The sequence below is a fragment of the Pseudarthrobacter sp. SL88 genome (assembly GCF_026672455.1).
Lineage (GTDB): Bacteria > Actinomycetota > Actinomycetes > Actinomycetales > Micrococcaceae > Arthrobacter.
This window is the reverse complement of record NZ_JAPPRD010000001.1, coordinates 739470-762314: the sequence shown is the minus strand read 5'-3', so window position 1 is coordinate 762314 and position 22845 is coordinate 739470. Positions and strand designations below refer to the sequence as shown.

At 68.1% G+C, this 22845-nt stretch carries 26 protein-coding genes; 16 read left to right on the top strand and 10 right to left on the bottom strand.

Annotated elements, in window-relative coordinates:
* Nucleotides 1-36 precede the first annotated feature (36 nt).
* Together OVA06_RS03450 and OVA06_RS03445 are read right to left on the bottom strand one after the other, a co-directional pair.
* Nucleotides 37-414 (bottom strand): hypothetical protein, encoded by a 378-nt coding sequence (locus OVA06_RS03450; protein WP_268156325.1) that lies wholly within the window; start codon nt 412-414, stop codon nt 37-39.
* Nucleotides 415-532: 118 nt separating this feature from the next.
* Entirely contained in the window at nt 533-1432 is a 900-nt protein-coding gene (locus OVA06_RS03445; RefSeq protein WP_268156323.1) for a helix-turn-helix transcriptional regulator, read from the bottom strand.
* A gap of 93 nt (nt 1433-1525) precedes the next feature.
* Between OVA06_RS03445 and OVA06_RS03440 the strand changes: the two genes are divergently transcribed.
* The 9 genes from OVA06_RS03440 to OVA06_RS03400 all read left to right on the top strand — a co-directional run bounded on the left by OVA06_RS03440 (nt 1526) and on the right by OVA06_RS03400 (nt 8484).
* Nucleotides 1526-2410, top strand: coding sequence for an aldo/keto reductase (locus tag OVA06_RS03440; protein ID WP_268160614.1), 885 nt, complete (start codon nt 1526-1528; stop codon nt 2408-2410).
* Between the two features lie 37 nt (nt 2411-2447).
* Nucleotides 2448-3278 carry an oxidoreductase gene (locus OVA06_RS03435; protein WP_268156321.1) on the top strand — a complete coding sequence of 277 codons (831 nt, stop codon included), beginning with the start codon at nt 2448-2450 and terminating at the stop codon, nt 3276-3278.
* A gap of 128 nt (nt 3279-3406) precedes the next feature.
* A complete protein-coding gene (locus tag OVA06_RS03430; RefSeq protein ID WP_268156319.1) occupies nt 3407-4933 on the top strand; it encodes a glycosyltransferase family 39 protein in 1527 nt (508 codons plus the stop codon).
* A gap of 32 nt (nt 4934-4965) precedes the next feature.
* On the top strand, nt 4966-5712 hold the full coding sequence (locus OVA06_RS03425) for an ABC transporter permease (RefSeq protein ID WP_268156317.1): 747 nt from the start codon (nt 4966-4968) through the stop codon (nt 5710-5712).
* Between the two features lie 98 nt (nt 5713-5810).
* Nucleotides 5811-6140, top strand: coding sequence for a PadR family transcriptional regulator (locus OVA06_RS03420; RefSeq protein WP_056076055.1), 330 nt, complete (start codon nt 5811-5813; stop codon nt 6138-6140).
* A gap of 1 nt (nt 6141) precedes the next feature.
* The gene (locus OVA06_RS03415; RefSeq protein WP_268156314.1) at nt 6142-6513 is read left to right on the top strand and encodes a DUF1048 domain-containing protein; all 372 of its coding nucleotides are present in this window, start codon (nt 6142-6144) and stop codon (nt 6511-6513) included.
* Nucleotides 6510-7280, top strand: a complete 771-nt coding sequence (locus OVA06_RS03410) for an ABC transporter ATP-binding protein (RefSeq protein ID WP_268156312.1) — start codon at nt 6510-6512, stop codon at nt 7278-7280. Before OVA06_RS03415 ends, OVA06_RS03410 begins: the two co-directional genes overlap by 4 nt.
* Nucleotides 7280-8044: an ABC transporter permease gene (locus OVA06_RS03405; protein ID WP_268156310.1), complete on the top strand. Its 765-nt coding sequence runs from the start codon at nt 7280-7282 to the stop codon at nt 8042-8044. The genes OVA06_RS03410 and OVA06_RS03405 overlap by 1 nt, the downstream gene beginning before the upstream one ends.
* Before the next feature lie 5 nt (nt 8045-8049).
* Nucleotides 8050-8484 (top strand): hypothetical protein, encoded by a 435-nt coding sequence (locus tag OVA06_RS03400; RefSeq protein WP_268156308.1) that lies wholly within the window; start codon nt 8050-8052, stop codon nt 8482-8484.
* Nucleotides 8485-8525: 41 nt separating this feature from the next.
* On the opposite strand, the gene OVA06_RS03395 is transcribed toward OVA06_RS03400, so the two are convergent.
* The 3 genes from OVA06_RS03395 to OVA06_RS03385 all read right to left on the bottom strand — a co-directional run bounded on the left by OVA06_RS03395 (nt 8526) and on the right by OVA06_RS03385 (nt 11310).
* Entirely contained in the window at nt 8526-9515 is a 990-nt protein-coding gene (locus OVA06_RS03395; RefSeq protein ID WP_268156306.1) for an alpha/beta fold hydrolase, read from the bottom strand.
* 34 nt (nt 9516-9549) lie between these two features.
* Nucleotides 9550-9924 carry a cupin domain-containing protein gene (locus tag OVA06_RS03390; protein ID WP_268156304.1) on the bottom strand — a complete coding sequence of 125 codons (375 nt, stop codon included), beginning with the start codon at nt 9922-9924 and terminating at the stop codon, nt 9550-9552.
* Nucleotides 9925-10116: 192 nt separating this feature from the next.
* On the bottom strand, nt 10117-11310 hold the full coding sequence (locus OVA06_RS03385; protein ID WP_235501359.1) for a carboxylate-amine ligase: 1194 nt from the start codon (nt 11308-11310) through the stop codon (nt 10117-10119).
* A gap of 244 nt (nt 11311-11554) precedes the next feature.
* Here OVA06_RS03385 and OVA06_RS03380 point away from each other — a divergent pair, with 244 nt between their 5' ends.
* Nucleotides 11555-11839: a DUF1540 domain-containing protein gene (locus tag OVA06_RS03380; protein ID WP_056076081.1), complete on the top strand. Its 285-nt coding sequence runs from the start codon at nt 11555-11557 to the stop codon at nt 11837-11839.
* A gap of 168 nt (nt 11840-12007) precedes the next feature.
* On the opposite strand, the gene OVA06_RS03375 is transcribed toward OVA06_RS03380, so the two are convergent.
* On the bottom strand, nt 12008-12745 hold the full coding sequence (locus OVA06_RS03375; RefSeq protein WP_056076084.1) for a GAF and ANTAR domain-containing protein: 738 nt from the start codon (nt 12743-12745) through the stop codon (nt 12008-12010).
* Nucleotides 12746-12876: 131 nt separating this feature from the next.
* Nucleotides 12877-14088, bottom strand: coding sequence for a chromate efflux transporter (gene chrA / locus OVA06_RS03370; protein ID WP_268156299.1), 1212 nt, complete (start codon nt 14086-14088; stop codon nt 12877-12879).
* 119 nt (nt 14089-14207) lie between these two features.
* On the opposite strand from chrA, the gene trxB reads away from it, so the two are divergent.
* The 3 genes from trxB (at nt 14208) to OVA06_RS03355 (ending at nt 15865) form a co-directional block, all read left to right on the top strand.
* Complete coding sequence (gene trxB, locus OVA06_RS03365) at nt 14208-15185, top strand: thioredoxin-disulfide reductase (RefSeq protein ID WP_268156297.1); 978 nt, start codon at nt 14208-14210, stop codon at nt 15183-15185.
* A 132-nt stretch (nt 15186-15317) separates the two neighbouring features.
* Nucleotides 15318-15542, top strand: coding sequence for a hypothetical protein (locus OVA06_RS03360; protein ID WP_056076092.1), 225 nt, complete (start codon nt 15318-15320; stop codon nt 15540-15542).
* 17 nt (nt 15543-15559) lie between these two features.
* Nucleotides 15560-15865, top strand: coding sequence for a hypothetical protein (locus tag OVA06_RS03355; protein WP_268156295.1), 306 nt, complete (start codon nt 15560-15562; stop codon nt 15863-15865).
* Nucleotides 15866-15935: 70 nt separating this feature from the next.
* On the opposite strand, the gene nhaA is transcribed toward OVA06_RS03355, so the two are convergent.
* On the bottom strand, nt 15936-17237 hold the full coding sequence (gene nhaA, locus OVA06_RS03350) for a Na+/H+ antiporter NhaA (protein WP_442793570.1): 1302 nt from the start codon (nt 17235-17237) through the stop codon (nt 15936-15938).
* A 256-nt stretch (nt 17238-17493) separates the two neighbouring features.
* Here nhaA and OVA06_RS03345 point away from each other — a divergent pair, with 256 nt between their 5' ends.
* Nucleotides 17494-17931 carry a hypothetical protein gene (locus tag OVA06_RS03345; protein WP_268156290.1) on the top strand — a complete coding sequence of 146 codons (438 nt, stop codon included), beginning with the start codon at nt 17494-17496 and terminating at the stop codon, nt 17929-17931.
* A 5-nt stretch (nt 17932-17936) separates the two neighbouring features.
* On the opposite strand, the gene OVA06_RS03340 is transcribed toward OVA06_RS03345, so the two are convergent.
* Nucleotides 17937-18773: an alpha/beta fold hydrolase gene (locus OVA06_RS03340; protein WP_268156288.1), complete on the bottom strand. Its 837-nt coding sequence runs from the start codon at nt 18771-18773 to the stop codon at nt 17937-17939.
* A 96-nt stretch (nt 18774-18869) separates the two neighbouring features.
* Entirely contained in the window at nt 18870-19694 is an 825-nt protein-coding gene (locus tag OVA06_RS03335; RefSeq protein ID WP_056076107.1) for a PAS and ANTAR domain-containing protein, read from the bottom strand.
* A gap of 299 nt (nt 19695-19993) precedes the next feature.
* On the opposite strand from OVA06_RS03335, the gene OVA06_RS03330 reads away from it, so the two are divergent.
* Complete coding sequence (locus OVA06_RS03330; RefSeq protein ID WP_268156286.1) at nt 19994-22162, top strand: heavy metal translocating P-type ATPase; 2169 nt, start codon at nt 19994-19996, stop codon at nt 22160-22162.
* 57 nt (nt 22163-22219) lie between these two features.
* On the top strand, nt 22220-22840 hold the full coding sequence (locus OVA06_RS03325) for a DUF305 domain-containing protein (protein WP_268156284.1): 621 nt from the start codon (nt 22220-22222) through the stop codon (nt 22838-22840).
* Nucleotides 22841-22845 lie beyond the last annotated feature (5 nt).

Sequence of the window (22845 nt, the reverse complement as noted above, 5' to 3'; positions counted from 1 at the left end):
AAAGCACGACGGCGGGACGGCACTTGCGGAGTTCCGTCACCGCGGGTAGCTGCCGGATGCCCTCGCGGCCCAGTATTGCGCAGTGGCAAGGGACTCGTTCCCGAGGATACAGCTGATGACCATGAGTCCCAGGGCAAGCACCGCCACCAGTCCGCCGGCAATGATACGAACCGGACGACGGGGCAGGGCGAACGTCGACGCGGCCGCGGTTGCCATTGAAGCGGCGGGAACGGCAACTCCGATAGCCAAGATCCACTGGCGCGTGGGGATCTCCGCTTGCCAGTAGGCGACCGAACGATCATCTGGCTCCCAATCGAAACCGTAAACGAACACAAAGAACGTGGACGCCGCCGCAAGGAACAGCAAAGTGACGGCAAAAACCATCAAGACGCCGCCATCCAACCGTTTCCCCATGCCAACCATCCAACCACGGCACTGGCCCGCAGCTGACCCGCCCTGACCGGCCGCTGACCGGGCGTGACCGCGAAACTGCCCTCCCGCCGTCGTACGCGGTCTGCCGGAACCAATGGGCTCAGGGCCGCAGCTGGTCCTGCGCCCCAAGGGAAGGCCGGGCTGCCCCGTCCAGGCTCCGCTGCGTGGCGGCCCAGCTGGCCAGCACCTTCAGCGCATCCTCCGACGGCGAGGCGGGCTCGGCCGTGTACACGTTGATCCGCAGGCCGGGATCGGCTGGGAGCTCAAGGGCCTCGTAGGTCAGGTCCAGGTCCCCCACCACTGAGTGGTGCAGCCGCTTGCGGCCGGTCCGGTGATATTTGACGTCGTGCTTGGCCCAGCGGGTGCGGAACTCCTCGCTGCGGGTGGAGAGCTCGCCGATCAGGTCCGTGAGGTCCTTGTCGAAAGGGTTCTTCCCTGCAGTGGACCGCAGCACCGCCACGATGTCGTCGGCGGTGCGCTCCCAGTCGCGGAAGAACTCCTGCGCTTTCGGGTTCAGGAACGTGAACCGCGCACTGTTGGGCGGATCGCCGGCGGCCATCATGTCCTGGTACAGCGCCCGGCCCAGCTCGTTGGCGGCCAGGACGTCGCCGCGGTCGTTGCGGACCCAGGCGGGCGCCGTCGTAATGGAATCGAGGATGCGCTGCACGCTGGGCCGTACCGTCTGCGGGCTCCGCTTGCGCCGCACCCGGGGCGCCGCCGCGGACGCCCGGGCCAGGTCGAACAGGTGGGCCGTCTCGGCGTCGTCCAGCTGCAACGCCCGCGCCAGGGCTTCCAGCACGCTGTCCGACGCACCGGAGAGGTTTCCGCGCTCCAGCCGGATGTAGTAATCGATGCTCATCCCGGCGAGCATCGCCACCTCCTCGCGGCGCAGCCCCGCCACCCGCCGGTTCCCGCCGTAGGCAGGCAGCCCGGCCTCCTCCGGCGTGATCCGGGCACGGCGGGAGGTCAGGAACTTCCGCACATCGTCGCTGTGTGTCATGGCTTCCACGGTACGCGCAGGCCCCCTGTGGAAGGGAGGTACCGGCGCACCCTCCCACAACTGCGGAAACCGAAATACCGTGAAGGCATGACCATGGAACTAACCCTCAACAACGGCGTCACCATGCCCGCCCTGGGCCTTGGCGTCTTCCAAAGCCCACCGGAACAGACCACGGCGGCAGTCCAGTCCGCCCTCGAGGCCGGCTACCGGCACATTGACACCGCCGCCGCGTACGGCAACGAGCGCGAGGTGGGCGAAGGCATCCGCCGCTCCGGCCTGGACCGCTCCGACGTGTTTATCGAAACCAAGGTGTGGGTCAGCGATTACGGTTACGACGAGACGCTGCACGCCTGGGACAAGGCCGTAGGGAAGCTCGGGGTGGAGCAGCTGGACCTGCTGATCCTGCACCAGCCCGCGCCGGACCGGTTCACCAAGACCATCGCCGCGTACAAAGCCCTGGAGACCCTGCTTCAGGACGGGCGTGTGCGGGCCATCGGCGTCAGCAACTTCATGCCGCACCACCTCGAGCAGCTGCTGGCGGAAACGTCAGTGGTTCCGGCCGTGAACCAGATCGAGCTGCACCCCTACTTCGCCCAGCCGGACGTCCAGGCAGCCGATGCGGCCAGCGGGATCCTCACCCAGGCGTGGTCGCCCATCGGCGGCATCACGTTCTACCCCGGCTGGGGCGTTGAGCACCGCCGGAATGTCATGGAAGACCCGGCGATTGCCGCCGTCGGGCAGGCCCACGGCAAGTCGCCCGCCCAGGTGATGCTCCGCTGGCACCTGCAGCAGGGCCGCTCCGCCATCCCCAAATCCACCAATCCGGGGCGCATCGCCGAGAACTTCGACGTGTTCGACTTCGAGCTGAGCACGGACCAGCTCGCCGCGATCGACGCTCTGGACACGGGCGTGCGCAGCGGGCCGGACCCGGACGAAGCACGCCTGGACCGGTTTGCGATGCCCATCCCCGAAGCCTGATCCCACCATCCCGACAGACACTTCGAAAGGAAACCCCATGGCAACGTGGCTCATCACAGGATGCTCCACCGGACTTGGCCGCGCCCTGGCCCAGGCCGTGCTCGCCGCCGGGCACAACGCCGTCGTCACCGCCCGGAACGCGGCCTCGGTGGAGGACATCGGGGTCGCCCACCCGGACACCTCGCTGGTCCTGCCCCTCGACGTCACGGATATGGCGCAGGTGGCCGGGGCGGTGCGGCAGGCGGAGGATCGCTTTGGCAGCGTGGACGTGCTGGTGAACAACGCCGGTTACGGGTACCGCGCGGCCGTTGAAGAAGCGGACGACGGCGACATCCGGAGTTTGTTCGACACGAACTTTTTCGGCGCGGTGGACATGATCAAGGCGGTCCTGCCCGGGATGCGGGCACGGAAATCCGGGGCGATCTTCAACATCTCCTCCATCGGCGCGCGCATCACCCCGGCCGGCTCCGGTTACTACTCCGCCACGAAGGCCGCACTCGAGGGCCTGTCCGGCTCGCTCCGCAACGAGGTGCAGCCGCTGGGCATCAGCGTCACCGCCGTGGAACCTGGCGCCTTCCGCACCGACTTCGCCGGCCGCTCGCTCACCCAGTCCGCGACGCCGATCGGGGCCTACGCGGACACGGCCGGGAAGCGGCGCAAGGAGAACGACACGATGGACGGCAACCAGGCCGGCGATCCGGTGAAGGCGGCCCAGGCGATCATCACGGTGGCGGAGTCCGGGAACCCGCCGGCCCTGCTGCTCCTGGGCACTGACGCGTACGGCGCCTTCGGCATGGTGGCCGACGCCCAGCTGGCCGAGCGGGAGCAGTGGAAGGACCTCAGCACCAGCACGGACATCACCGGCTAAGCCCCCTGCCCCGCCGCTGAACCCAACTGGGTCGCATTTGATGTCGTTTTGAGCCCTGATAACGACATCAACCGCGACCCAGTTGGGTGACGGGAATCTGCCCGTGCCGCCCCGTGTAGGGTCAACGGGTGGAAACTCAAGGGATAGCGGCTCATACTGGCACGCCGGTTGGATTCAGGGACCGACGGCGCGAGGCGGGTTCCCGCGCAGGCGAGGGCGAGTGGAAGATCCCGGCCGCCCTGGGGCTCCTCGCGTTCTGCGTCGCCTTCGTGGGCCTGTGGGTCCCCTCCTTCTGGGACGACGAGATCGCCACCATTTCCGCTGCCCGCCGCTCACCCGGCGAATTGCTGCTGCTCCTACAGTCCGTGGACGCGGTGCACGGGCTGTACTACCTCTTCATGCACTTCTGGACCTCCGTATTCGGATTCTCGGAGATCGCCATGCGGATCCCGTCGGCCCTGGCCGTGGGGCTGGCGTGCGCCGGAACCACCATCATTGGCCGCAGGCTGGGCTCACCCACCACGGGCATCGCCGCCGGCCTGGTCCTGGCCTTCCTACCCCGCATGGTCTGGGCCGGGACCGAGGCCCGGCAGTCGGCCTTCACGGCACTGCTGGCCGTGGCCCTCACCCTGCTCCTGCTCCGGGCCTGGGAGTCCAACCGCGTCCTCGACTGGGTGCTGTACGGCCTGTGCGCGGTGGTGGGCGTCTGGATGTTCATGTTCTTCGTCCTCGCCGTGATGGCGCACGCAGCCGCAGCGGTAATCCTGCGGCGGCGGGTCCTCGGAACGCTGATAGCTTCCTCCCTGGCCGGCGCCACGGTAGTGCCGTTCGTCCTCCACGCCCTGGGGCAGAAGGCACAGGTGGACTGGATCCAGAACCGGTCCCTCGCCCAGACCCTCATGACTGCGGCCGTGAAGCAGTTCTTCTACGGCGATGACAGGCCCACCAACAACGCGCCGCCGCAGTGGGTCCTCGGGGCCATGCTGGTGCTCGGCGTGATCGAGGTGGGGCTGGTGGTGTGGGGTACCTGGGCATCCCGGCGGCACGGCCGGAACCGGACGCTCATCGTCCTGGGCCTCTGCATCATCGTCCTCCCGGCCCTGGGGCTCCTGCTGGTCAGTGTGGTGGCCCAGCCGGTCTACGTGGCCAGGTACCTGACCTTCACCGCCCCCGCCTTCGCCCTGCTGGTGGGCCTGGGCATCTCCCAGTTGCCCGTCCGGAAAGCCTGGCTGCGCCCGGTGGCGCTGGCCGCCGTCGTCCTCTGCAGCCTGGTTCCCCAGCTGACCATCAAGAGCGTGGTGAACGAACCTGCCGACACCGAGCGCCGCGTCGCAGGCATGCTGGACGGGGCACTCCCGCGGCCGGCCGCCGTCGTGTTCGGGGAGCCGTATCTGCGCGACCTCGCCCTCGCGTATCCGGAACACTTCGACGGCGTGGCAGACCTCTCGCTGGAGGAAAGCCCTGCGGAGTCCGGAACGCTGTGGGGTGTGAACTCACCCGTCCCGGCCGGTGAACTGGCCCGCCGCGGGAATGTGCTCTTCGTCGGCCAGGGCGGTGCGCCGGCCGACCTCTCCGCCTTCGCCGAAGCGGGCTGCCGGGAAACGGGCAACCAGCCCTTCGAGCGCATGGTGCTGATTTCCTTCACCTGCTCCTGACCGGCCGCGCAGCCCCGGGATACGCTGGCCTGATGCCCCACCTTGCCGACCTGCTGCCCACCCTGGCGGCGCTCGCCATCCTGGTGGCACTCACGGTGGGCGTCCTCTGGGGCTCCCGGACGCCGCAGTACCTCGCCCCTGCCGTGGCCATCCTCCGGGGCGCCGCCCAACTGGCGCTCATCAGCCTCATCCTGGGCGGCATCATCAGCGATCCGCTGTGGGTGGGCGCGGCGTTGCTGGTCATGTTCAGCGTGGCGGCCACGACGGCGGCGCGCCGGCTGGGCTGGTCCTGGCACCGGTTTGCCGTGGTGGCCGGAACGATGGCGCTGGGCATCACGGTTACTCTGGGCGTCGTGTTCGCAACCGGCGCGATCGACTTCACGCCGCGCTACGTGCTGGCGGTGGGCGGGATCGTGATCGGCAATTGCATGACCATCGCCGTGCTGGCCGGGCGCCGGTTCTACGAGGCCGTCAATGAGCAGTGGGACCAGGTGGAAGGGTGGCTGGCGCTGGGTGCCACCGCCGGTGTGGCCACACTGGCGCAGGCCCGGCAGTCCGTGCATTCAGCGCTGATCCCCTCCACGGACCAGACCAAAACCACCGGCCTGGTCACCCTCCCCGGCGCGTTCGTGGGCGCCATCTTCGGCGGCGCCTCACCGCTGGAGGCAGGCCGGTTCCAGGTGGTGGTGCTCGCGTCCATCATGGCAGCTGGGTCCGTCACCGCCGTCGTCCTTCTCCGCTCGCTGCGCGGCGTGAAGGTGCGGCCGGCGGTTCCCTAAGGGCCCTCCGGAAAGGCCCGGAAATACCTCTTGCGGCACCGGTACCCAGTGTTACTATGTAGTGGTAGTCAGCAACACTAAGTAGCAGGAGCAGCGCAATGGGCAAACAGATGACGGAGATGCTCAAAGGCACGCTGGAAGGCATCGTCCTGGCAATCCTTGCCACCCGGCCCGCCTACGGCTACGAGATCACCACGCGGCTGCGGGACCAGGGCTTCGCGGACATCGCCGAGGGGACGGTGTACGCGCTGCTGGTCCGGATCGAACAGCGCGGCCTGGTGGACGTGGAGAAAGTCCCGTCCGAGAAGGGCCCGCCGCGCAAGGTGTACTCGCTGAACAGCACCGGCACGCAGGAACTTGCAGAGTTCTGGAGGACGTGGAGCTTCCTCGCAGAACGTATCGAACAGCTCCACCAGGAAGGTAACTGACATGGCCGCCAAATGGATCGAAGCACTCACCGGACCGCTCGAGCAGAAGAAGCAGTACAAGCAGGCCAAGGCACGCCTCGATGCGCTGCCCGAGCCCTACCTCACCGCCGCCGCGGCCTTCAACAGGTACCTCATGTACTACGGCGGAGTCACCGAGGGCGACACCATGGTGCAGATGATCTCCGACCTTGCCGACCTCTGGGAACGCGCCGCCGTCGACGGCACCCCGGTGGGCGACATCGTGGGCAGCGACCCCGTGGAGTTCGCCGAATCGTTCGCCCAGGCGTACGGGGGCAAGCGCTGGATCGACAAGGAACGCGCCCGGCTGATCGAGGCCGTGGACGATGCGAAGAGGAAGGAATCCCGGCAATGACCACAGCAGCCGGCCCGGAACCCGCCATCCGGGTGCGGGGCATCGAAAAGTCCTTCAAGGACCTCCACGTGCTGCGGGGCGTCGACTTTGACGTGGCGCCCGGGACCATCTTCGCGCTCCTCGGCTCCAACGGCGCCGGCAAGACCACCCTGGTGCGCATCCTGTCCACGCTGCTGGCAGCGGACGCGGGCACCGCCACGGTGAACGGGTACGACGTCGGCGCGGAGCCGGCCGAAGTGCGCGGGTCCATCAGCCTGACGGGACAGTTCGCCGCGGTGGACGAGGTGCTCACCGGGCGGGAGAACCTGGTGCTGGTGGCCCGGCTGCGCCACCTGCCCGAACCACGTGCCATCGCGGACGAACTCCTGGCCAGGTTTGCCCTCACCGAGGCCGGAAACCGCAGGGCCGCCACCTACTCCGGCGGCATGCGGCGCCGGCTGGACATCGCCATGAGCCTGATCGGCAACCCGCCCGTCATCTTCCTCGACGAACCCACCACCGGGTTGGACCCGCAGGCCCGGCTGGAGGTGTGGCAGACCGTCCGTCAGCTCGCCGGCCAGGGCACCACCGTGCTGCTCACCACGCAGTACCTTGACGAGGCCGAGCAGCTGGCGGACCGGATCGCCATCCTGCACCAGGGCACCATCATCCGGAACGGGACACTGGCCGAACTGAAGCAACTCCTGCCGCCGGCCACGGTGGAATACGTCGAGAAGCAGCCCTCTCTCGAGGACGTCTTCCTGGCCCTCGTTGGAAAGGAACTGTGATGACCACCCACATCCTCAGCGACACCCGCGTGCTCACCGGCCGGTCGCTGCGCCACATCCTCCGCAGCCCGGACACCATCATCACCACGGCGGTGACCCCGGTGGCCATGATGCTGCTGTTCGTCTACGTGTTCGGCGGGGCCATCAGCACCGGCACGGGCGGGCCGTACGTCAACTACCTGCTGCCCGGCATCCTGCTGATCACCATTTCCTCCGGCGTGGCCTACACCGCGTACCGGCTGTTCCTGGACCTGCAGGGCGGAATCTTCGAACGGTTCCGGTCCATGCCCATTGCCCGGCCCAGCGTCCTCTGGGCCCATGTGCTCACCTCGCTTGCCGCAAACCTTGCCGCCGTGGCGATCGTGGTGGGCGTGGCCCTGGTGATGGGCTTCCGGTCCGGGGCGTCCGTGGCGGCGTGGCTCGCCGTCGTCGGGATCCTGGCGCTGTTCACCCTGGCGCTGACTTGGATTGCGGTGATCGCGGGCCTGCTGGCGAAGACCGTGGATGGGGCCAGCGGCTTCAGCTACCCGCTGATCTTCCTGCCGTTCATCAGCTCCGCGTTCGTGCCCACAGGCTCCATGCCGGGCCCGGTGGCCTGGTTCGCCGAAAACCAGCCGGTCACCTCCATAGTGGACACCCTCCGCGCGCTCCTCGCCGAGGAACCGGTGGGCAGCGGCATCTGGACGGCGCTGGCCTGGCTGGTGGGCATCCTGGCCGTCGCCTACGGGTTTGCGGCGGCCATCTACCGCCGGAAAGCCAACTGAGCCTGTTGGTTGGGTCCGCCGCGGCCTCGGAGGCGGGAGCCCGGTTCGATTCCGCCACGGACGCCTTCCTGGTGCTGGTCCTGTCCGTTGCCACGGTGGCGGTGGTGGGCCCGTGGACGCTGGCCATCGGGGCGATGTATTACGTGGTGGCGGCGGCCGGGCTTGTCCGGCCGCACCTTCGTCAGCCGTTGCCGCGCAGCACGGCGCGCAAGGTGATCGGCGCCGTCCAGCCGCTGGCCCTGCTTGTTGCCTTGGTCATGGCCCTGGTCCCGGGCATGCCGACCGCCCTGGCTGCCGCCGCTCCGGCCGTGGCACTCCCGCTGCTCCTGTTCTCCTTCGGCCGTGACGTCGTCGCGCTTGAACGGCGCCACCATGCGTCCGCGACTACGGTTCCGAGCGCGGCCACGCAGGCGGCACCCGCACGCGGCCCCGCAACCTGACCCGCCGCCTGAGCCTAAAACGCAGGCTTTCCGCCCGTGAACTATCCGCCCGTACCGAGGAACCCGCGGATAGCGTCGGCCATCCGCGGAGCCTGCTTCCAGTGCAGGTAGTGGCCGCCCTGAAGGGGCAGGACCTGGTGCCGCGTCACGTTCCTGAGCAGGGTCTCCGCCGCTGAGACCTTCTCCGCCGTCCGGTCATCCCCTTCGTCGGCGATGAACGCCAGGACCGGCAGGTCATCGGGGTACGTGACGCCCCGCAGCGCCGCGGCGTTGTTGGCGATCCGGGCAGTCTCATCGGCAACGGCAGGGTTGCCGAAATTCCAGGACGACATCATGCGCATGCGCTTCAGTTCGTCGTCGGTGAGGGCGCTGCTGTCCGGATCCACGACGGCGGGGGCCACCGCTGCCACGGCCCGCACCAGGCCGGTGGCAGCCAGGGCCCTGGCCCAGTTGATGCCCGGCTCCGGCTCCGCGACGGGTCCGTCCCCGGGCTTGGGAATAGTGGCGTCAATGCCCACCACAGCCGCCACTTCGCTGCGGTAACGGTTGGCGTAGTCCAGCAGATAGAACCCGGCGATCGAGTGGCCGGCCAGGACATAGGGCCGTGGAACCTTCAGCATGGCCAGCGCCTGGTGGAGTTCGTTGCTGATGTTCTCGTTGCTCCGCGGGCCGGCCTCCGCATCGCTGTAGCCATAACCGAACCCCTCCACCACCGTGACATCGAAGCCGTTGAGCTCACGGACCAGCGGCTGGAAATCCAGGCCCGGCGCCGGGGTTCCCAGCCCGCTGAGGAGCACGATGGCCTGGCCCTGCTGCCCGTTCCGCACCACATTCAGGCTGCCTCCGGCCACCGCCACCCGCTCCCCGTACGGCTGGACGGTGGCCCGCTCCCGGGACTCCAGGAACAGGTTCAACAGCGTGGAGGCCAGGACCAGGCCCACGACGGCGAGCAGGGCGAACCCGGCGCGGCGCCACCCGCGCCGGGGCTTCTTCCGAAGCCCGGCGTCGGTGTTTTCCTTCCAGCGGAACATGTGTGGCAGACCGGTGAGCGGGATCAGAAGCGGTTCACTCGGGCTTGGCGTACGCGGCTGCGCTCAGGATCTCGTAGCCCACGAAGGTCTCGTCGCCTTCCACCCAGGCGTCATGGCCCGGCGGAATGGCGTAGGCATGGCCTCCGCTGACGGTGGTCCGCGTGCCATCGTCCATCTCGACGGTCAGTGTTCCCGAAGTGCAGATGCCTACGTGGTTGACCTGGCAACTGTCCGTGTGGACCACGGTCTTGACAGTCTCGGACCAGCGCCAGCCACGTTCGAACGTGAGCCGGGCCAGGGTGGTGCCGCCAACGTGCACCACATCCACCACGGTGTTCGGGGGACGGCGCTTCTCGTCGGGTTCATCAAAGGATTTCGCTTCAAGCGCTGTGGCAGTTTCTCCGGCCATTTCATTCTCCAGACAGGGAGCATATTCAACTGTTCGTCCGGGGCGCCGGGGCAGCTCCGGGATGGTTGGCCGCCCGCCCGTGGGGTTCAACGCCACGGGTCCCTGCCGCGATTTCCAAACAGCCGCGCCGGGGTCCAGGCCGCACCAATGCTGGCCCCAGCGGTATCAGCGTGCGCCCGGGAGGGGCCGCTGTCAATCCCCCGGCAGCCCCCGCTGCGCACCCTGGATTTCAGAGCCCGCGGTGCAGTTGGCGGCGTCGTCCACCACGTCCTCCAGGTCGCCGGTCCGGTGCAGCACCTCGAGCTGGCGGACGGCTCCTGTGCCGGTGTGCAGGAGCTGGTCCGTCAGTGCCTCCACCCGCTGCAGATCGCCCATGTCCTCCAGCGCCGCGCGGATGTGGTGCAGGAGGGAATTGACGACGCCGAGGGCCGGCCCGGGCCTGCTGGTCACCGGATCCAGGAGTTCGCCGCGCAGCCCCCACCGGCTGGCCTTCCACCCGGCCAGCCGGAGCAGCGCGGTGGGCACGGGCGCGGGGTCGGTTCCGGCTTTCCATTCGCGGGCAGCCGTTTCCACCAGCCCGCGGACGATCCCGGCCAGCAGCACGGTGTTTTCCGGCATCATGCAGACGTCGGCGATCCGCACCTCCACGGTGGGATAGTGCCGGGACAGCCGGGCGTCGAAGTAGATCATGCCTTCATCCATGGCGACGCCGGTGCTCACCATGTCGTGCACCAGCTGGTGGTACGCGTCCGGGCTACCCAGGATGTCCAGCGGCCCGGCTGACGGCCACCGGCTCCACACCTGGGACCGGTAACTGGCGTATCCGGTGTCCTCGCCATGCCAGAACGGGGAGTTGGCGCTCAATGCCACCAGCACCGGCAGCCAGTTCCGGATCCTGTCCAGCACCCCCACCGCTTCTTCATCGGACTCCACCGACACGTGGATGTGGGTTCCGCAGGTCAGCTGTTCCCGGGCCGTGAGTCCGTACTCCTCCACCATGGCGGCGAACCGGCGCAGCCGCACCGGGTGCGGATCGCTCGGCAAGGGCGAGGTGCCCAGGGCGGCCACCCGGACGCCCACATCCTCCGCGGCCTGCCGGGCGATGTCCCGCCCCGCCACGATGTCCGCCTGGAGCCCGGCGAGCGTGGAGTGCGGCGGGGTGACCACTTCGATCATTTCCTGCTGGAACTCGGCCGTCAGTACCGGCCCGGCACTGGATTCGAACGGCCGGACGTAGAGGTCCAGCAGGGCGCCGGCCATGGGCACCGCGTCACCCCTGCCCGGGTCCACCAGCAGCAGTTCCTCTTCAACCCCGAACGTCCTGCTTTTGAAGCTCCCGGTGCCGTCATTCGGGACGATGTCCATCGCCATGTCCTGCCCGTCCATGCCAGCCCTCCCGTTGGCCACGCCGTGGGTATCTGCTGGCGGTCGCTGCTTGCCGCCGAGGAGTACAGGATAAGCACCCGGATCGGCCGGCGGGAAGGGCGCACCGGCCAGGGCAACCCTGGGCGACGAACGCGGTCAGCGGCCAATTAGGCAAGACAATTGGGTCTTTTTGATTGGCCCACCCGGGTCTACGGTGGACAAACGGAGCTGCCCGCCCGGGGTGGCCGGCCAAGGAGGACTTTCCATGACAACGCACGTCGCGGACTGCAGCGTAACGAACTGTTCCTTTAACGACCACACGAACTGCAACGCCGCCGCCATCACCGTGGGTGGGGACGAAAACCACGCACAATGCGCCACGTTCATCGAGATCGGCGTGCACGGCGGCCTGCCCAAGGTGCTGGCCGACGTCGGAGCCTGCCAGCGCAGCGAATGCGTCCACAACGATCACCTGATGTGCAAGGCGTCCGAGGTCCATGTGGGCCCGGGCCGGGACAACGCAGACTGCCTCACCTACGCACACGCCTAGACCCGACAAGTCCGTCACATGCACCCGGAGCGGCTTCCGTTCCGGGTGCATTGCTGTCCACCGCCGGCCATGGATGCGGACGCGGAACAGGCCTTCCGGGGGCTAAGGCGACTAGGGCACCGCGGCGGCAGGCCGGCGTCGTACGTCCTGCCGTGCATGACCACGGTGTCAGGCGTCGAAGTGCGTGCTGACGGTATCGTCGGGGGCCACCGAGGCAATCACCCGGGCAGCAACGTCCCGGAGCTTGATGTTGCGGGTGCTGGAGGCGCTTTTGAGGATGGCCATGGCCGTCTCCTGGGTGCACCGGTTCTGGCCCATGATGGCCCCGGCGGCGAGGTCGATGGTGGTGCGCGAGGCCATGGCGGCGGCAAGGTCGTCGCGGGCATCGGTCAGCTGGGCGATCCGCAGCGCCAGCCGCAGTGACTGGCTGGCTTCCCGCGCGAACCGTTCGGCGGAGGCCACCGAGTCGGCGGGGAACGCGTCTTTGCCGTCGGAATAGAGGTTAAGGGCCGCCCGTGCATCATCGTCCACCGGGACGGGCACGGCCAGGATGGATTTGAGGGTTCCTTCGTTCACCGCCTCCAGGTACTCCGGCCAGCGGCTCTCGTTGTGCAGGTCCGGTACATGGATGGTGGTGGCCAGGCGGATGGCCGAAAGGCACGGGCCGTCATTGAAGGCGTACTGCACCTCGTCCATGGCCCGGGCGCGTCCATCGCTGCTGGCCGCCGTTGTGGATTTCTTCCGACGCACCACGGTGATGGAACAGGACACCTGCTGTCCCGTCGACGAGAGCTCCGTTGCGGCCTCAACGGCCAGGTCATGGAGGAATTCCGCAACATGGGAACTGGTGAGGACCAGTTCGCCGAGGCGCTTGGCTACCGGCTCGTCGGTTCTGTCTGTGGCCATGGAGGGCTTCCTGGTACTGCCCGGTACAGCCACCCACGGACTGACCCGGGACCCGAGCCGCCCAGGACCGGACGGCAATTCCAGCCTACTCCCACGGCAACGCTCCGGGCCCCGCCGCCGGCACCACGGACTCAGCTGGCGAGCGCCAGCAGCACTCCCCCGGCCGCGCCCACCAGCACCACGGCCCAGGGCGGCGCCTTCCACGCGATGAGCAGCACGAAGCAGACCAGTCCCAGGCAGAACGGCCCCGGCCCGGTGATGGCAGTGGTGAACAGCGGGTTGTACAGGGCTGCGGCCAGGATGCCCACCACGGCGGCGTTGGCACCCCGCATCAGGGCCTGGGCTCCGGGCCGGGACCGCCACGAGTTCCAGAACGGCAGCACGCCGGTGAGCAGCAGGAACCCGGGCAGGAAAATGCCGGCGAGCGCGACGGCGGCACCCGCCACGCCGCCCGGACCGTATCCTGCCGCCGCGCCCAGGTAGGCCGCGAACGTGAACAGGGGTCCCGGCACTGCCTGCGCGGCGCCGTAGCCGGCCAGGAACTGCTGGCTGGTCACCCAGCCCGGGTCCACCACGCCGGCCTGGAGCAGGGGCAGGACCACGTGCCCGCCGCCAAACACCAGCGCCCCGGCCCGGTAGAACGCCTCAAACAGGGTGATCCCGGCCGAACCCGTTGCCAGCGCCAGCACGGGCAGGCCAAGCAGCAGAAGCACGAACAGGGCCAGGCAGATGATGCCCGCTGTCCGGCTGACGGGAAAACGCATCGCGCCGGTGAGTTCTGCGGTGCCCCGCCGGCAGACCAGCAGCCCGGCGAGCGCGCCGAACAGGATGGCCGAAATCTGGCCGAATGAACCGGCCAGCAGGGTGGCGGACAGGGCCGCGACGACGGCGATCGCCGCCCGTTCGCGGTCCGGGGTGAGGGCCCTGGCCATGCCCCACACGGCCTGGGCCACGATGGCCACCGCCACGATCTTCAGTCCGCTGAGGATCCCGGACCCCACGGCGCCCTGGAACAGCGCGGCTCCCAGCGCAAAGGCGACCAGCAATGCAGCGGACGGGAGGGTGAAGGCAAGGAACGCGGCCAGCGCGCCGAGGGGGCCGGCACGGTGCAGCCCCATGCCGAAGCCCACCTGGCTGGAAGCAGGCCCGGGAAGGAACTGGCACAGCGCCACCAGGTCCCCGTATTCCCTGTCGTTCACCCACTTGCGCCGCCGGACCAGTTCGTCGCGGAAGTAGCCCAGGTGCGCGATGGGGCCGCCGAACGAGGTGACACCCAGTTTGAGGAACACCCGGAAGACCTCCCAGGCCGAGCCGCGGGCCGTGGCTGGCGCCTCGCCGGTCATGGGGCTGCCACGGAGGGCTGCGGTGGGGTCATGGGCCCATTATGCAGTGGATTGACAGGGGCCGATGACCATTGCTCCACTGGTAGGGCGCGCAGCCCGTAACCTCCAAGGAGAACCCCATGAGCAACGAACAGCTGATCATCATCGGCTCCGGCCCCGCGGGCTACACCGCCGCCATCTACGCGGCCCGGGCCGGCCTGGCCCCGCTGGTGCTGGCCGGTTCCGTCACCGCGGGCGGGGCGCTGATGAACACCACCGAGGTGGAAAACTTCCCCGGTTTCCCTGGCGGCATCCAGGGCCCGGAACTGATGGACGGGCTGCAGCAGCAGGCCGAGAAGTTCGGCGCCAAGGTGGTGTTCGACGACGCCACGTCCGTTGACCTGAAGGGTTCCGTCAAGCGCGTGGTCACCGGCGCCGGGGAGACCCACGAGGCACCCGCGGTCATCCTGGCCACCGGCTCCGCCTACAAGGAACTGGGCCTGCCCGAGGAGAAGAAGCTCAGCGGCCACGGTGTGTCCTGGTGCGCCACCTGCGACGGGTTCTTCTTCCGCGAGCAGGACATCATCGTGGTGGGCGGTGGCGATTCCGCCATGGAGGAAGCAACCTTCCTGACCCGCTTCGGAAAGTCCGTGACCGTCGTCGTCCGCAAGGGCGAACTGCGCGCCTCCCGCATCATGGCGCAGCGGGCCAAGGACAACCCCAAGATCCGGTTCGAATGGAACTCCGCCATTACCGCCATCCACGGCGATACCAAGGTCACCGGCGTCACCCTGGCGGACACCCGCTCCGGCGAAACCCGGGAACTCGGCGCCACGGGGATCTTCGTGGCGATCGGCCACCTGCCGCGCACCGAACTGCTGACCGGCCAGGTGGACCTGGATGACGAGGGCTACATCAAGGTGGACTCCCCCACCACGTGCACCAGCCTCTCCGGCGTCTTCGCGTGCGGCGACGCCGTGGACCACCGCTACCGCCAGGCCATCACCGCTGCCGGCACCGGTTGCGCCGCGGCCCTGGATGCCGAGCGGTACCTGGCTGCCCTGGACGACGCGTCGAGCATCGCCACCGCCCTGGTGGAGGAACCCACCCACGGCTGACCCGGAAAAAGGCCTCCGGAAAGCCTTGCCGCCCACGGACTTATAAGTACACTTAGTACATTCATCCGATGGGCTTGGGAGAGGCTGCTGCTCCTCCCCGGGGAGGGCTCCCAGCACAAAGGCGGCACCCCCATGTCCGGCAAACCGAAAACTCCGCTGTCCGTCACTGAGGAAGTGGCGCTCCTGGACCTCCAGCTGCAGGCGCTGGAAATCATCGAGGAAATCATGAGCGGCACAGACCCCGCGGAAGCCGGCGCCCGCGCCTCCCTCAGCCTGTTCGTGGACCGCAATCCGGGCCAGCCGCAGCGCGCCCTGCTTCTCCACATGCTGAGCACCCGGCGCACCAACCTCAGCTGACACAGGAATAACACCCTGTGGAAACACTCCTGCAACCTGGCTGCGGCAAGCTGGGCGTACGGGGACACAACCAGCAGGAGGCAGCCCGCATGGAGGCACAGGGAGTCAGTACCGCTCAGCTCCGCATTGGAGACAACATCGAGGCGTGGCACCGGGGCAAGCTGTTCCACAGCGGCCGGGTGACCGGGGTGGTGCCCGCGCTGGACCTATTCTGGATCCTGGACGCACGGACCGGCGCACGCAAGCTGCTGGACCCGGAGGCCCTGGAGATCCGGCACATGGAGGCACCCGCGGAACCATTGCTGGGACTCTCCCCGGCCTAGCCGGCTACAGACAGACCACGACGCCGGCACACGTGTAAGTGCCGGCGTCGTGCGTCCCTGGATAATCCGGTTAGGCGCGGTTCTGGTAGACGTCCGGGATGCCGTCCTGGTCAGCGTCCACTTTTTCCAATTCCTCGGCCTGCCGGTACTGCCGGTTCCGGGTGCGGAGGATAACGCTGGCCAGTAAGGCAGCGAGCAGCGACGCTGTCAGGATGCCCACCTTGGCATGGTCGTCGTGGAGGCTGCCCTGGCCGAAGCTGAGCTCGGCCACCAGCAGGGACACGGTGAAACCGATGCCGGCCAGCAGGGCCACGCCAAAGATGTCGATCCACCGGTAGGAGTCGTCCAGCTTGGCCTTGGTTGTTTTGGTCAGGAGCCAGGTGGCGCCGAGGATGCCCACCGGTTTGCCCAGGACCAGCGCCAGGATGATGCCCAGCGCCACCGGGTCCGCGAGCGCCGACACGAACCCGTCCCATCCGCCGATGGCGACGCCCGCCGAGAAAAAGGCGAACACCGGGACGGCAATGCCTGCGGAAATCGGCCGGAACCGGTGCTCGAAAATTTCTGCCAACCCGGGCCCGGCCTCCGGGCCTCCACTGGCCTGCGACCGGATTACCGGGACGGCGAAGCCCAGCAGCACTCCAGCCACCGTGGCGTGGATACCGGAGGCGTGCACCAGTGCCCAGGCGGCGAAACCCAGCGGCAGCAGGATCAGCCAGGCCGCCGCGGCATGGGTGCCGAAGAACCTGCGGTACTTCTGGACCAGGAACGTGAACACGGCCAGCGGAATCAGAGCCAGCAGCAGCGGGGTGGGCTGGAGGTCGCTGGAGTAGAAGAACGCGATGATGCTGATGGCAATCAGGTCATCCACCACGGCAAGGGTCAGCAGGAAGATCCGCAGGGCGCTGGGCAGGTGCGATCCGATGACGGCCAGCACGGCCACGGCAAAGGCGATGTCCGTGGCGGTGGGGATGGCCCAGCCGCGGAGCGTGTCCGGGTTGGAGAGGTTCACGACGGCGTAGATCACCGCCGGGACCAGCACACCGCCGGCGGCGGCCAGCACCGGGACGATGGACGTACTGATCTGGCGCAGGTCTCCGGCCACGAATTCGCGTTTGAGCTCCAGGCCTACCAGGAAGAAGAACACCGCGAGGAGCCCGTCGGCCGCCCAGGCGCCGAGGCTTAGTTCGAGGTGCCAGGGTTCGTAGCCGACGGTGATGTCCCTGAGGGCAAAGTAGCTGTCCGACGCCGGCGAGTTGGCCCAGATCAGGGCAATCACCGCGGCGGCCACCAGCAGGGCACCGCCCACGGTTTCCTTGCGGAGGATCTCGCCGATGCGAAGGGCTTCCGAATAGGAGCCCCGGGCGAGGATGGAACGGCGCGGCTGGGGTTGGGCCTGGTGCTTGTGCGGGGGCTGCGGGGCGGAGGTCACGGCAGGGTCCTGACTTTGGGGGTCGACGAAACTATGCCGACCAGACTTCCCGGCGCACCTTCATCCATTCTACCGGCACGGCAGCTTCCCCTTCTACGGACACAGGCGCTGGGGCCAACTTCGGTATGACAAGACCCGCCGGGAACACTGCGGTAGCGTCATTGGCACGGTATTCACAACCTGGGGGACACGGATGATGAAGCTCAAACCCGCGGCAACGCTTGCAGCGCTGACGGTTCCGCTGCTGCTCGGTGGCTGCGCCAGTGACGGGTACGGCATTGATGCGCTGAAAGCCCCCGCAGGACCCGAGGATGCCTTCCCCGCCGATGCAGGCTTCCTGGAACAGGTCGATCCCACCACCCTGCGTTTCCTGGTCGAAGATGGCGGCAGGAAGTTCTTTGCAGCGCAGAGTTCTGATGGCGCACAAGCCTGCCTGGCGGTGGTCAACGTGGATCGGCAGGTCACCGATTACGCGGGATGCGGCGTTGCAGCCGGCAGCTCCAGCAACAAGATCGTGACCGTCAGCGGGTCCGACAGAAGACCCGCCGCCCTGGTGCCGGACTACGCCGACGCCGTCCAATTGGAGTCTGAAGGCTTAAGGCGTATCCACCAGAACGTGTACGTCGGCCCGTAGCCGGCCTACTTCGCCAGGAATTCGATCACCACGCTGTTCCACTCCTCTGCGTGGCTCACGTTGCAGCCGTGCGGCGCGTCCTTGATGACGTGGACCTCACTGTCCGCCAGTGCGGCGTGCGTCCGCCGGCCGGACCCCTCGAACGGCACGGTCGCGTCGCCGTCGCCATGAATCACCAAGGCCGGGACGGTGACATCGGCGAGGTCGCCCCGGAAGTCGGTTCCGCCGAAGGCCGCCATGCAGGCAAGCGCCGCGTTCTTGTTGGCCTGCCCGCACATGGCACCGGCTTCCTTGCGCTGCACCTCGCTGACCTTGAGGACCCCGTCCACGGAGAAGAAGTCGCGGGTGAAGGAATCGTAGAAGGCTGCCTCGTCCGTGACGAGGTCCTCCGCCATGCCGTCCGCCTGCTCCGGGGTCAGGGGCCCATCCGGGTTGCCGTCCGTCCGCATAAGGTAGGGCGTCACGGCGGAGGCGAAGACCACGCTGCGGATACGCGCCGGTCCGTACAGGCCGAGGTAGCGTGCCACCTCACCGCCGCCCATGGAGAACCCCACCAGGGTCACGTCGCTGAGGTCCAGCTCCACCAGGACCTTCTGCAGGTCCTCGGCCAGAACATCGTAGTTGTAGCCCGCCTGGGGCTTGCTGCTGAGGCCGAACCCCCTGCGGTCATAGGTAATGGGCCGGTATCCGGCCTCCTGCAGCGCCGGTATCTGCTCCTCGAAGGATTTCCCGGAGAGCGGCCATCCGTGGATGAGGACCACCGGGCGGCCCGCTCCGCCGGCATCGTCCACATGCAGGTTGGTGTCCTTGAACAGCCCGTGGTGGGCAGTAACTTCGGTCATGGCTGACCTTCCGATATGCGGTTACCGGGCCTCGGTTGACGCCCGAACACCAGTCATTCGGCAGCATGCTGACTTCTGGATGGGTCCCGCTGGGCGTCAGCCCGTGGGGCGGCGGCCGGGACCCGGGCGTCCCGTGGGAGGACGGGGCGAGGGTCCGGGGACGGCGGAGCGTCCGGCAGCTACCGCGGACGGACCTGCGGCGGTCCGGCGTTCAGGTGCTGCCCGGTGGTCCCGGGCGGCCTGGTGTTCCCTGGACTTGCTCCGGTCCCCCGAAACTGCCGGCGCCCGGTCAGCTATGGCCCTGACGGCCCTGACCAGGTACTCCCGGGCGTCTTCCGAGTTGGCCAGCTGCACCAGTTCCGCTGCCACTGCCACCAGCTTGACGTTCCGGTAGCTGCTGGTTGCCACCAGCAGCTGGAAGGCTTCATCGGAGCCAATGCCGAGCAGTCCCATGAGGATGCCCCGCGCCTGGTCGATGACGGTGCGGGTGGACGTAGCCCCGGCCACCGCATCACGGGCGGTCTGCTCGGTCTCGCGCTGCAGGGTTGAGGTGAGGTCCACCATCACGCCCTCGATCACCGTGACCTTGCCGTCCGGGCCGATGATGCCCTCGCCGGAGGACAGCACCCGTTTGGTTTTGCCCCTGGAGTCGATGATCCGGTGGTACATGCAGAAGTACCCGCCGGTCTCGGCAACCTGGGCCACAATGGCTTCGCAACGCGGCCGGTCCTCGGGATGCTTGTGCGCGAACAGCAGTTCCAGGGTGGGGACCACGTCGCCGCGGCGGTAACCGTGCAGCTGGTACATCCCGTCGGACCAGGAAAGCTTCCAGCCATCCACCTCTGCCGTGTAGGTTCCGGCGACGCAGTCGTCGTCCCCCAAGGCACTCGAGTAGGTGTAAGGGCCGCGAACGTCCTTCACAGGGCCACCTCCATGTAGCATCCGTTCCGCCCGCACACGCATGCTCTGCCCGTGTGGGCCTTTATACAAGTATGACGGGAGCAAGATTAAGTTGGTAGGCCGGGCTGTTAGCTCTCCCCGGTCACAAGCCGCGCCGAACCCTTGACGATGATACCCCCTAGGGGTATATTCAAGGTGTTGTCAGTGAAGTGGTATGTCCCGGCCGGCGTCTCCAAGCGCCCCGCTTTCACAGCCGTTCAACCCCAGCGCCTGCTTGTCCACAAGGATTCTTCCTTCGCCAAGAAACGGACCTGACTCCCATGCAAGACCATTCCCATCACCATCACGACGGCGGCCGCCAGTCCGCGGGCGGGGTCACCGACGCTCCGGCTGCTGCCGCCCCTGCCGGGCACGGCCACGCTCCCGGCCACGCGCACACCGCGGCACCCCTGCAGCACGGCGCCCACATGCACCACGATGACGGCCACACCGTGCACACGTCCGGCCAGCACGCCGGGCACAGCACCGCCATGTTCAAGAACAGGTTCTGGCTCACGCTGGCCTTATCTCTTCCCGTGGTCTACTTCAGCCCCATGGTGGGCCACCTCCTGGGCTACATGGCGCCCATGTTCCCGGGCTCCGCCTGGATCCCGCCTGTATTGGGAACCGTTATATTCCTGTACGGCGGCCAGCCGTTCCTCAAAGGCGGCCTGCAGGAACTGAAGGACCGCCAGCCCGGCATGATGCTGCTGATCGCCATGGCCATCACGGTGGCGTTCGCCGCCTCCTGGGTCACCAGCCTGGGCCTGGGCGGCTTCGACCTCGATTTCTGGTGGGAGCTGGCGCTCCTGGTGGCCATTATGCTGCTGGGCCACTGGATCGAGATGCGCGCCCTCGGATCGGCGCAGGGAGCTCTGGACGCCCTCGCCGCGCTGCTGCCGGACGACGCCGAACGCGTCACAGCCTCCGGCACCGAGACAGTACCCGTGGCCGGGCTGAGGCCCGGCGACCTCGTCCTGGTCCGGCCCGGCGCCCGGATGCCCGCCGACGGCACGGTTGCGGAGGGCCGCGCCGAGTTCGACGAATCCATGATCACGGGCGAATCAAAAACTGTTCCGCGCGGGCCCGGTGACGCCGTGGTGGCCGGCACCGTGGCCACGGACTCCGGGGTGCGCGTCCGCGTCACAGCGGTGGGCGACGATACCGCCCTGGCCGGCATCCAGCGGCTGGTGGCCGAGGCACAGGCATCATCCTCCCGTGCCCAGGCACTGGCCGACCGCGCCGCTGCCTTCCTCTTCTACTTCGCCGCCGGAGCGGGTGTGCTCACGTTCATCGCCTGGACCCTGCTGGGCAGCGTGCCGGAAGCGGTCACCCGGACGGTGACGGTGCTGGTGATCGCCTGCCCGCACGCCCTGGGCCTGGCCATTCCGCTGGTGATCGCGATCTCCACCGAACAGGCCGCCCGCGCAGGGGTGCTGATCAAGAACCGGATGGCCCTGGAGCGCATGCGGACCATCGACGTGGTCCTCTTCGACAAGACCGGCACCCTCACCAAGGGCGAACCCGAGCTCCGGGACATCGCCACAACAGGGACCCTGGATGCTGACGGCCTGCTGTCCCTGGCCGCCGCCGTCGAATCCGACAGCGAGCATCCCGCAGCCCGGGCCATCGTCCGTGCTGCGCGGAGCCGTGGCCTCACCGTTCCAGCCGCGTCCGGGTTTTCGGCACTGGCGGGCCGCGGCGTGCAGGCAACCGTAGACGGCCGTCCGCTGCACGTGGGGGGACCCGCGCTCCTTCGCGAGCTTGACGTCGTCGAACCTTCCGGCCTGGCTGAGGCCACGCGCAGCTGGCGGGAGCGCGGCGCGTCCGTCCTGCACGTGCTCGACGGCGGCCGTGTCCTGGGTGCCGTGAGCCTGGAGGACGCGGTACGGCCGGAGTCCCGGCAGGCGGTGGCGGCGCTGCAGAACCGCGGCGTCAAGGTAGCCATGATCACGGGCGACGCGCGCCAGGTGGCGCAGGCCGTGGCCGCGGACCTGAAGATCGACGAGGTGTTTGCCGAAGTGCTGCCGGCGGACAAGGACAAAAAAGTCGCGGAGCTGCAGGGCCGCGGGCTGAAGGTGGCCATGGTGGGCGACGGCGTGAACGACTCCCCCGCTTTGGCCCGCGCCGAGGTGGGCATCGCCATCGGCGCCGGGACGGATGTGGCGATGGAATCCGCCGGCGTAGTGCTGGCCGGCAACGATCCGCGTGCCGTGCTGTCCATGGTGGACCTGTCCCGGGCAAGCTACCGCAAGATGTGGCAGAACCTGGTGTGGGCCACCGGCTACAACGTCCTGTCCGTGCCGCTGGCCGCCGGGGTGCTCGCATTCGCCGGGGTGGTCCTCTCGCCGGCCGCCGGCGCCGTCCTGATGAGCGCCTCCACCATCGTGGTGGCGCTGAACGCCCAGCTGCTGCGGCGGCTCAAACTCAACCCCGCCGATGTGCGCTGACACCGCCACATCCACAAACACTCCATTGCCAGCTACTTTCCTGAAGGACGTTCAACCATGACCACCAAGACCAAAACCCTGATGCTCGCCGTTGCCCTCACAGCCTCCCTTGGCCTGGCAGGCTGCGCCGCCGGTTCGGGAAGCTCCGGTGGAAACACCATGCCCATGAACCACGGCAGCTCCGCACCGATGTCCAGCATGATGCCGGACGCAAACTCCGACCATAACCAGGCCGACATCATGTTTTCCCAGATGATGATTCCGCACCACCAGCAGGCCGTGGAGATGAGCGGCATCATGCTGGCCAAGCAGGATACGCCCGCCCCGGTGGCCTCGCTCGCCACCCGGATCAGGGACGCGCAGACGCCGGAAATCAAACTCATGACCGGCTGGCTGGAGGGCTGGAACGTGCCAACCATGATGAGCGACCAGTCCGGCCACGGGATGGGCGGCATGGTGGACGGGGACGGCATCGCCAAACTCAAGGCCGCGCAGGGCACCGAAGCCGCCAGGCTCTTCCTCCAGCAGATGACCGGGCACCACGAGGGCGCCATCGACATGGCCCGGCAGGAGATCAGCTCCGGCAAGTACCCGCAGACCGTCCAGCTGGCCCGCGACATCATCAAAGCCCAGGAAGCCGAGATCGCGGAGATGAAGGGGCTCCTGGCCGGCCTCTGACCCCC

Bases quoted from the DNA above. Each gene is read 5' to 3' on its own strand.
- OVA06_RS03415 (WP_268156314.1), top strand. From the start codon at position 6,142: ATGGCCGCCAAATGGATCGAAGCACTCACCGGACCGCTCGAGCAGAAG.
- OVA06_RS03360 (WP_056076092.1), top strand. From the start codon at position 15,318: ATGTCCGGCAAACCGAAAACTCCGCTGTCCGTCACTGAGGAAGTGGCG.
- OVA06_RS03435 (WP_268156321.1), top strand. From the start codon at position 2,448: ATGGCAACGTGGCTCATCACAGGATGCTCCACCGGACTTGGCCGCGCC.
- chrA (WP_268156299.1), bottom strand. From the start codon at position 14,088: ATGACCGGCGAGGCGCCAGCCACGGCCCGCGGCTCGGCCTGGGAGGTC.
- trxB (WP_268156297.1), top strand. From the start codon at position 14,208: ATGAGCAACGAACAGCTGATCATCATCGGCTCCGGCCCCGCGGGCTAC.
- OVA06_RS03410 (WP_268156312.1), top strand. From the start codon at position 6,510: ATGACCACAGCAGCCGGCCCGGAACCCGCCATCCGGGTGCGGGGCATC.
- OVA06_RS03375 (WP_056076084.1), bottom strand. From the start codon at position 12,745: ATGGCCACAGACAGAACCGACGAGCCGGTAGCCAAGCGCCTCGGCGAA.
- OVA06_RS03405 (WP_268156310.1), top strand. From the start codon at position 7,280: ATGACCACCCACATCCTCAGCGACACCCGCGTGCTCACCGGCCGGTCG.
- OVA06_RS03445 (WP_268156323.1), bottom strand. From the start codon at position 1,432: ATGACACACAGCGACGATGTGCGGAAGTTCCTGACCTCCCGCCGTGCC.
- OVA06_RS03420 (WP_056076055.1), top strand. From the start codon at position 5,811: ATGGGCAAACAGATGACGGAGATGCTCAAAGGCACGCTGGAAGGCATC.
- OVA06_RS03325 (WP_268156284.1), top strand. From the start codon at position 22,220: ATGACCACCAAGACCAAAACCCTGATGCTCGCCGTTGCCCTCACAGCC.
- OVA06_RS03340 (WP_268156288.1), bottom strand. From the start codon at position 18,773: ATGACCGAAGTTACTGCCCACCACGGGCTGTTCAAGGACACCAACCTG.
- OVA06_RS03385 (WP_235501359.1), bottom strand. From the start codon at position 11,310: ATGGACGGGCAGGACATGGCGATGGACATCGTCCCGAATGACGGCACC.
- OVA06_RS03390 (WP_268156304.1), bottom strand. From the start codon at position 9,924: ATGGCCGGAGAAACTGCCACAGCGCTTGAAGCGAAATCCTTTGATGAA.
- OVA06_RS03330 (WP_268156286.1), top strand. From the start codon at position 19,994: ATGCAAGACCATTCCCATCACCATCACGACGGCGGCCGCCAGTCCGCG.
- OVA06_RS03395 (WP_268156306.1), bottom strand. From the start codon at position 9,515: ATGTTCCGCTGGAAGGAAAACACCGACGCCGGGCTTCGGAAGAAGCCC.
- OVA06_RS03440 (WP_268160614.1), top strand. From the start codon at position 1,526: ATGGAACTAACCCTCAACAACGGCGTCACCATGCCCGCCCTGGGCCTT.
- OVA06_RS03380 (WP_056076081.1), top strand. From the start codon at position 11,555: ATGACAACGCACGTCGCGGACTGCAGCGTAACGAACTGTTCCTTTAAC.
- OVA06_RS03425 (WP_268156317.1), top strand. From the start codon at position 4,966: ATGCCCCACCTTGCCGACCTGCTGCCCACCCTGGCGGCGCTCGCCATC.
- OVA06_RS03450 (WP_268156325.1), bottom strand. From the start codon at position 414: ATGGGGAAACGGTTGGATGGCGGCGTCTTGATGGTTTTTGCCGTCACT.
- OVA06_RS03345 (WP_268156290.1), top strand. From the start codon at position 17,494: ATGAAGCTCAAACCCGCGGCAACGCTTGCAGCGCTGACGGTTCCGCTG.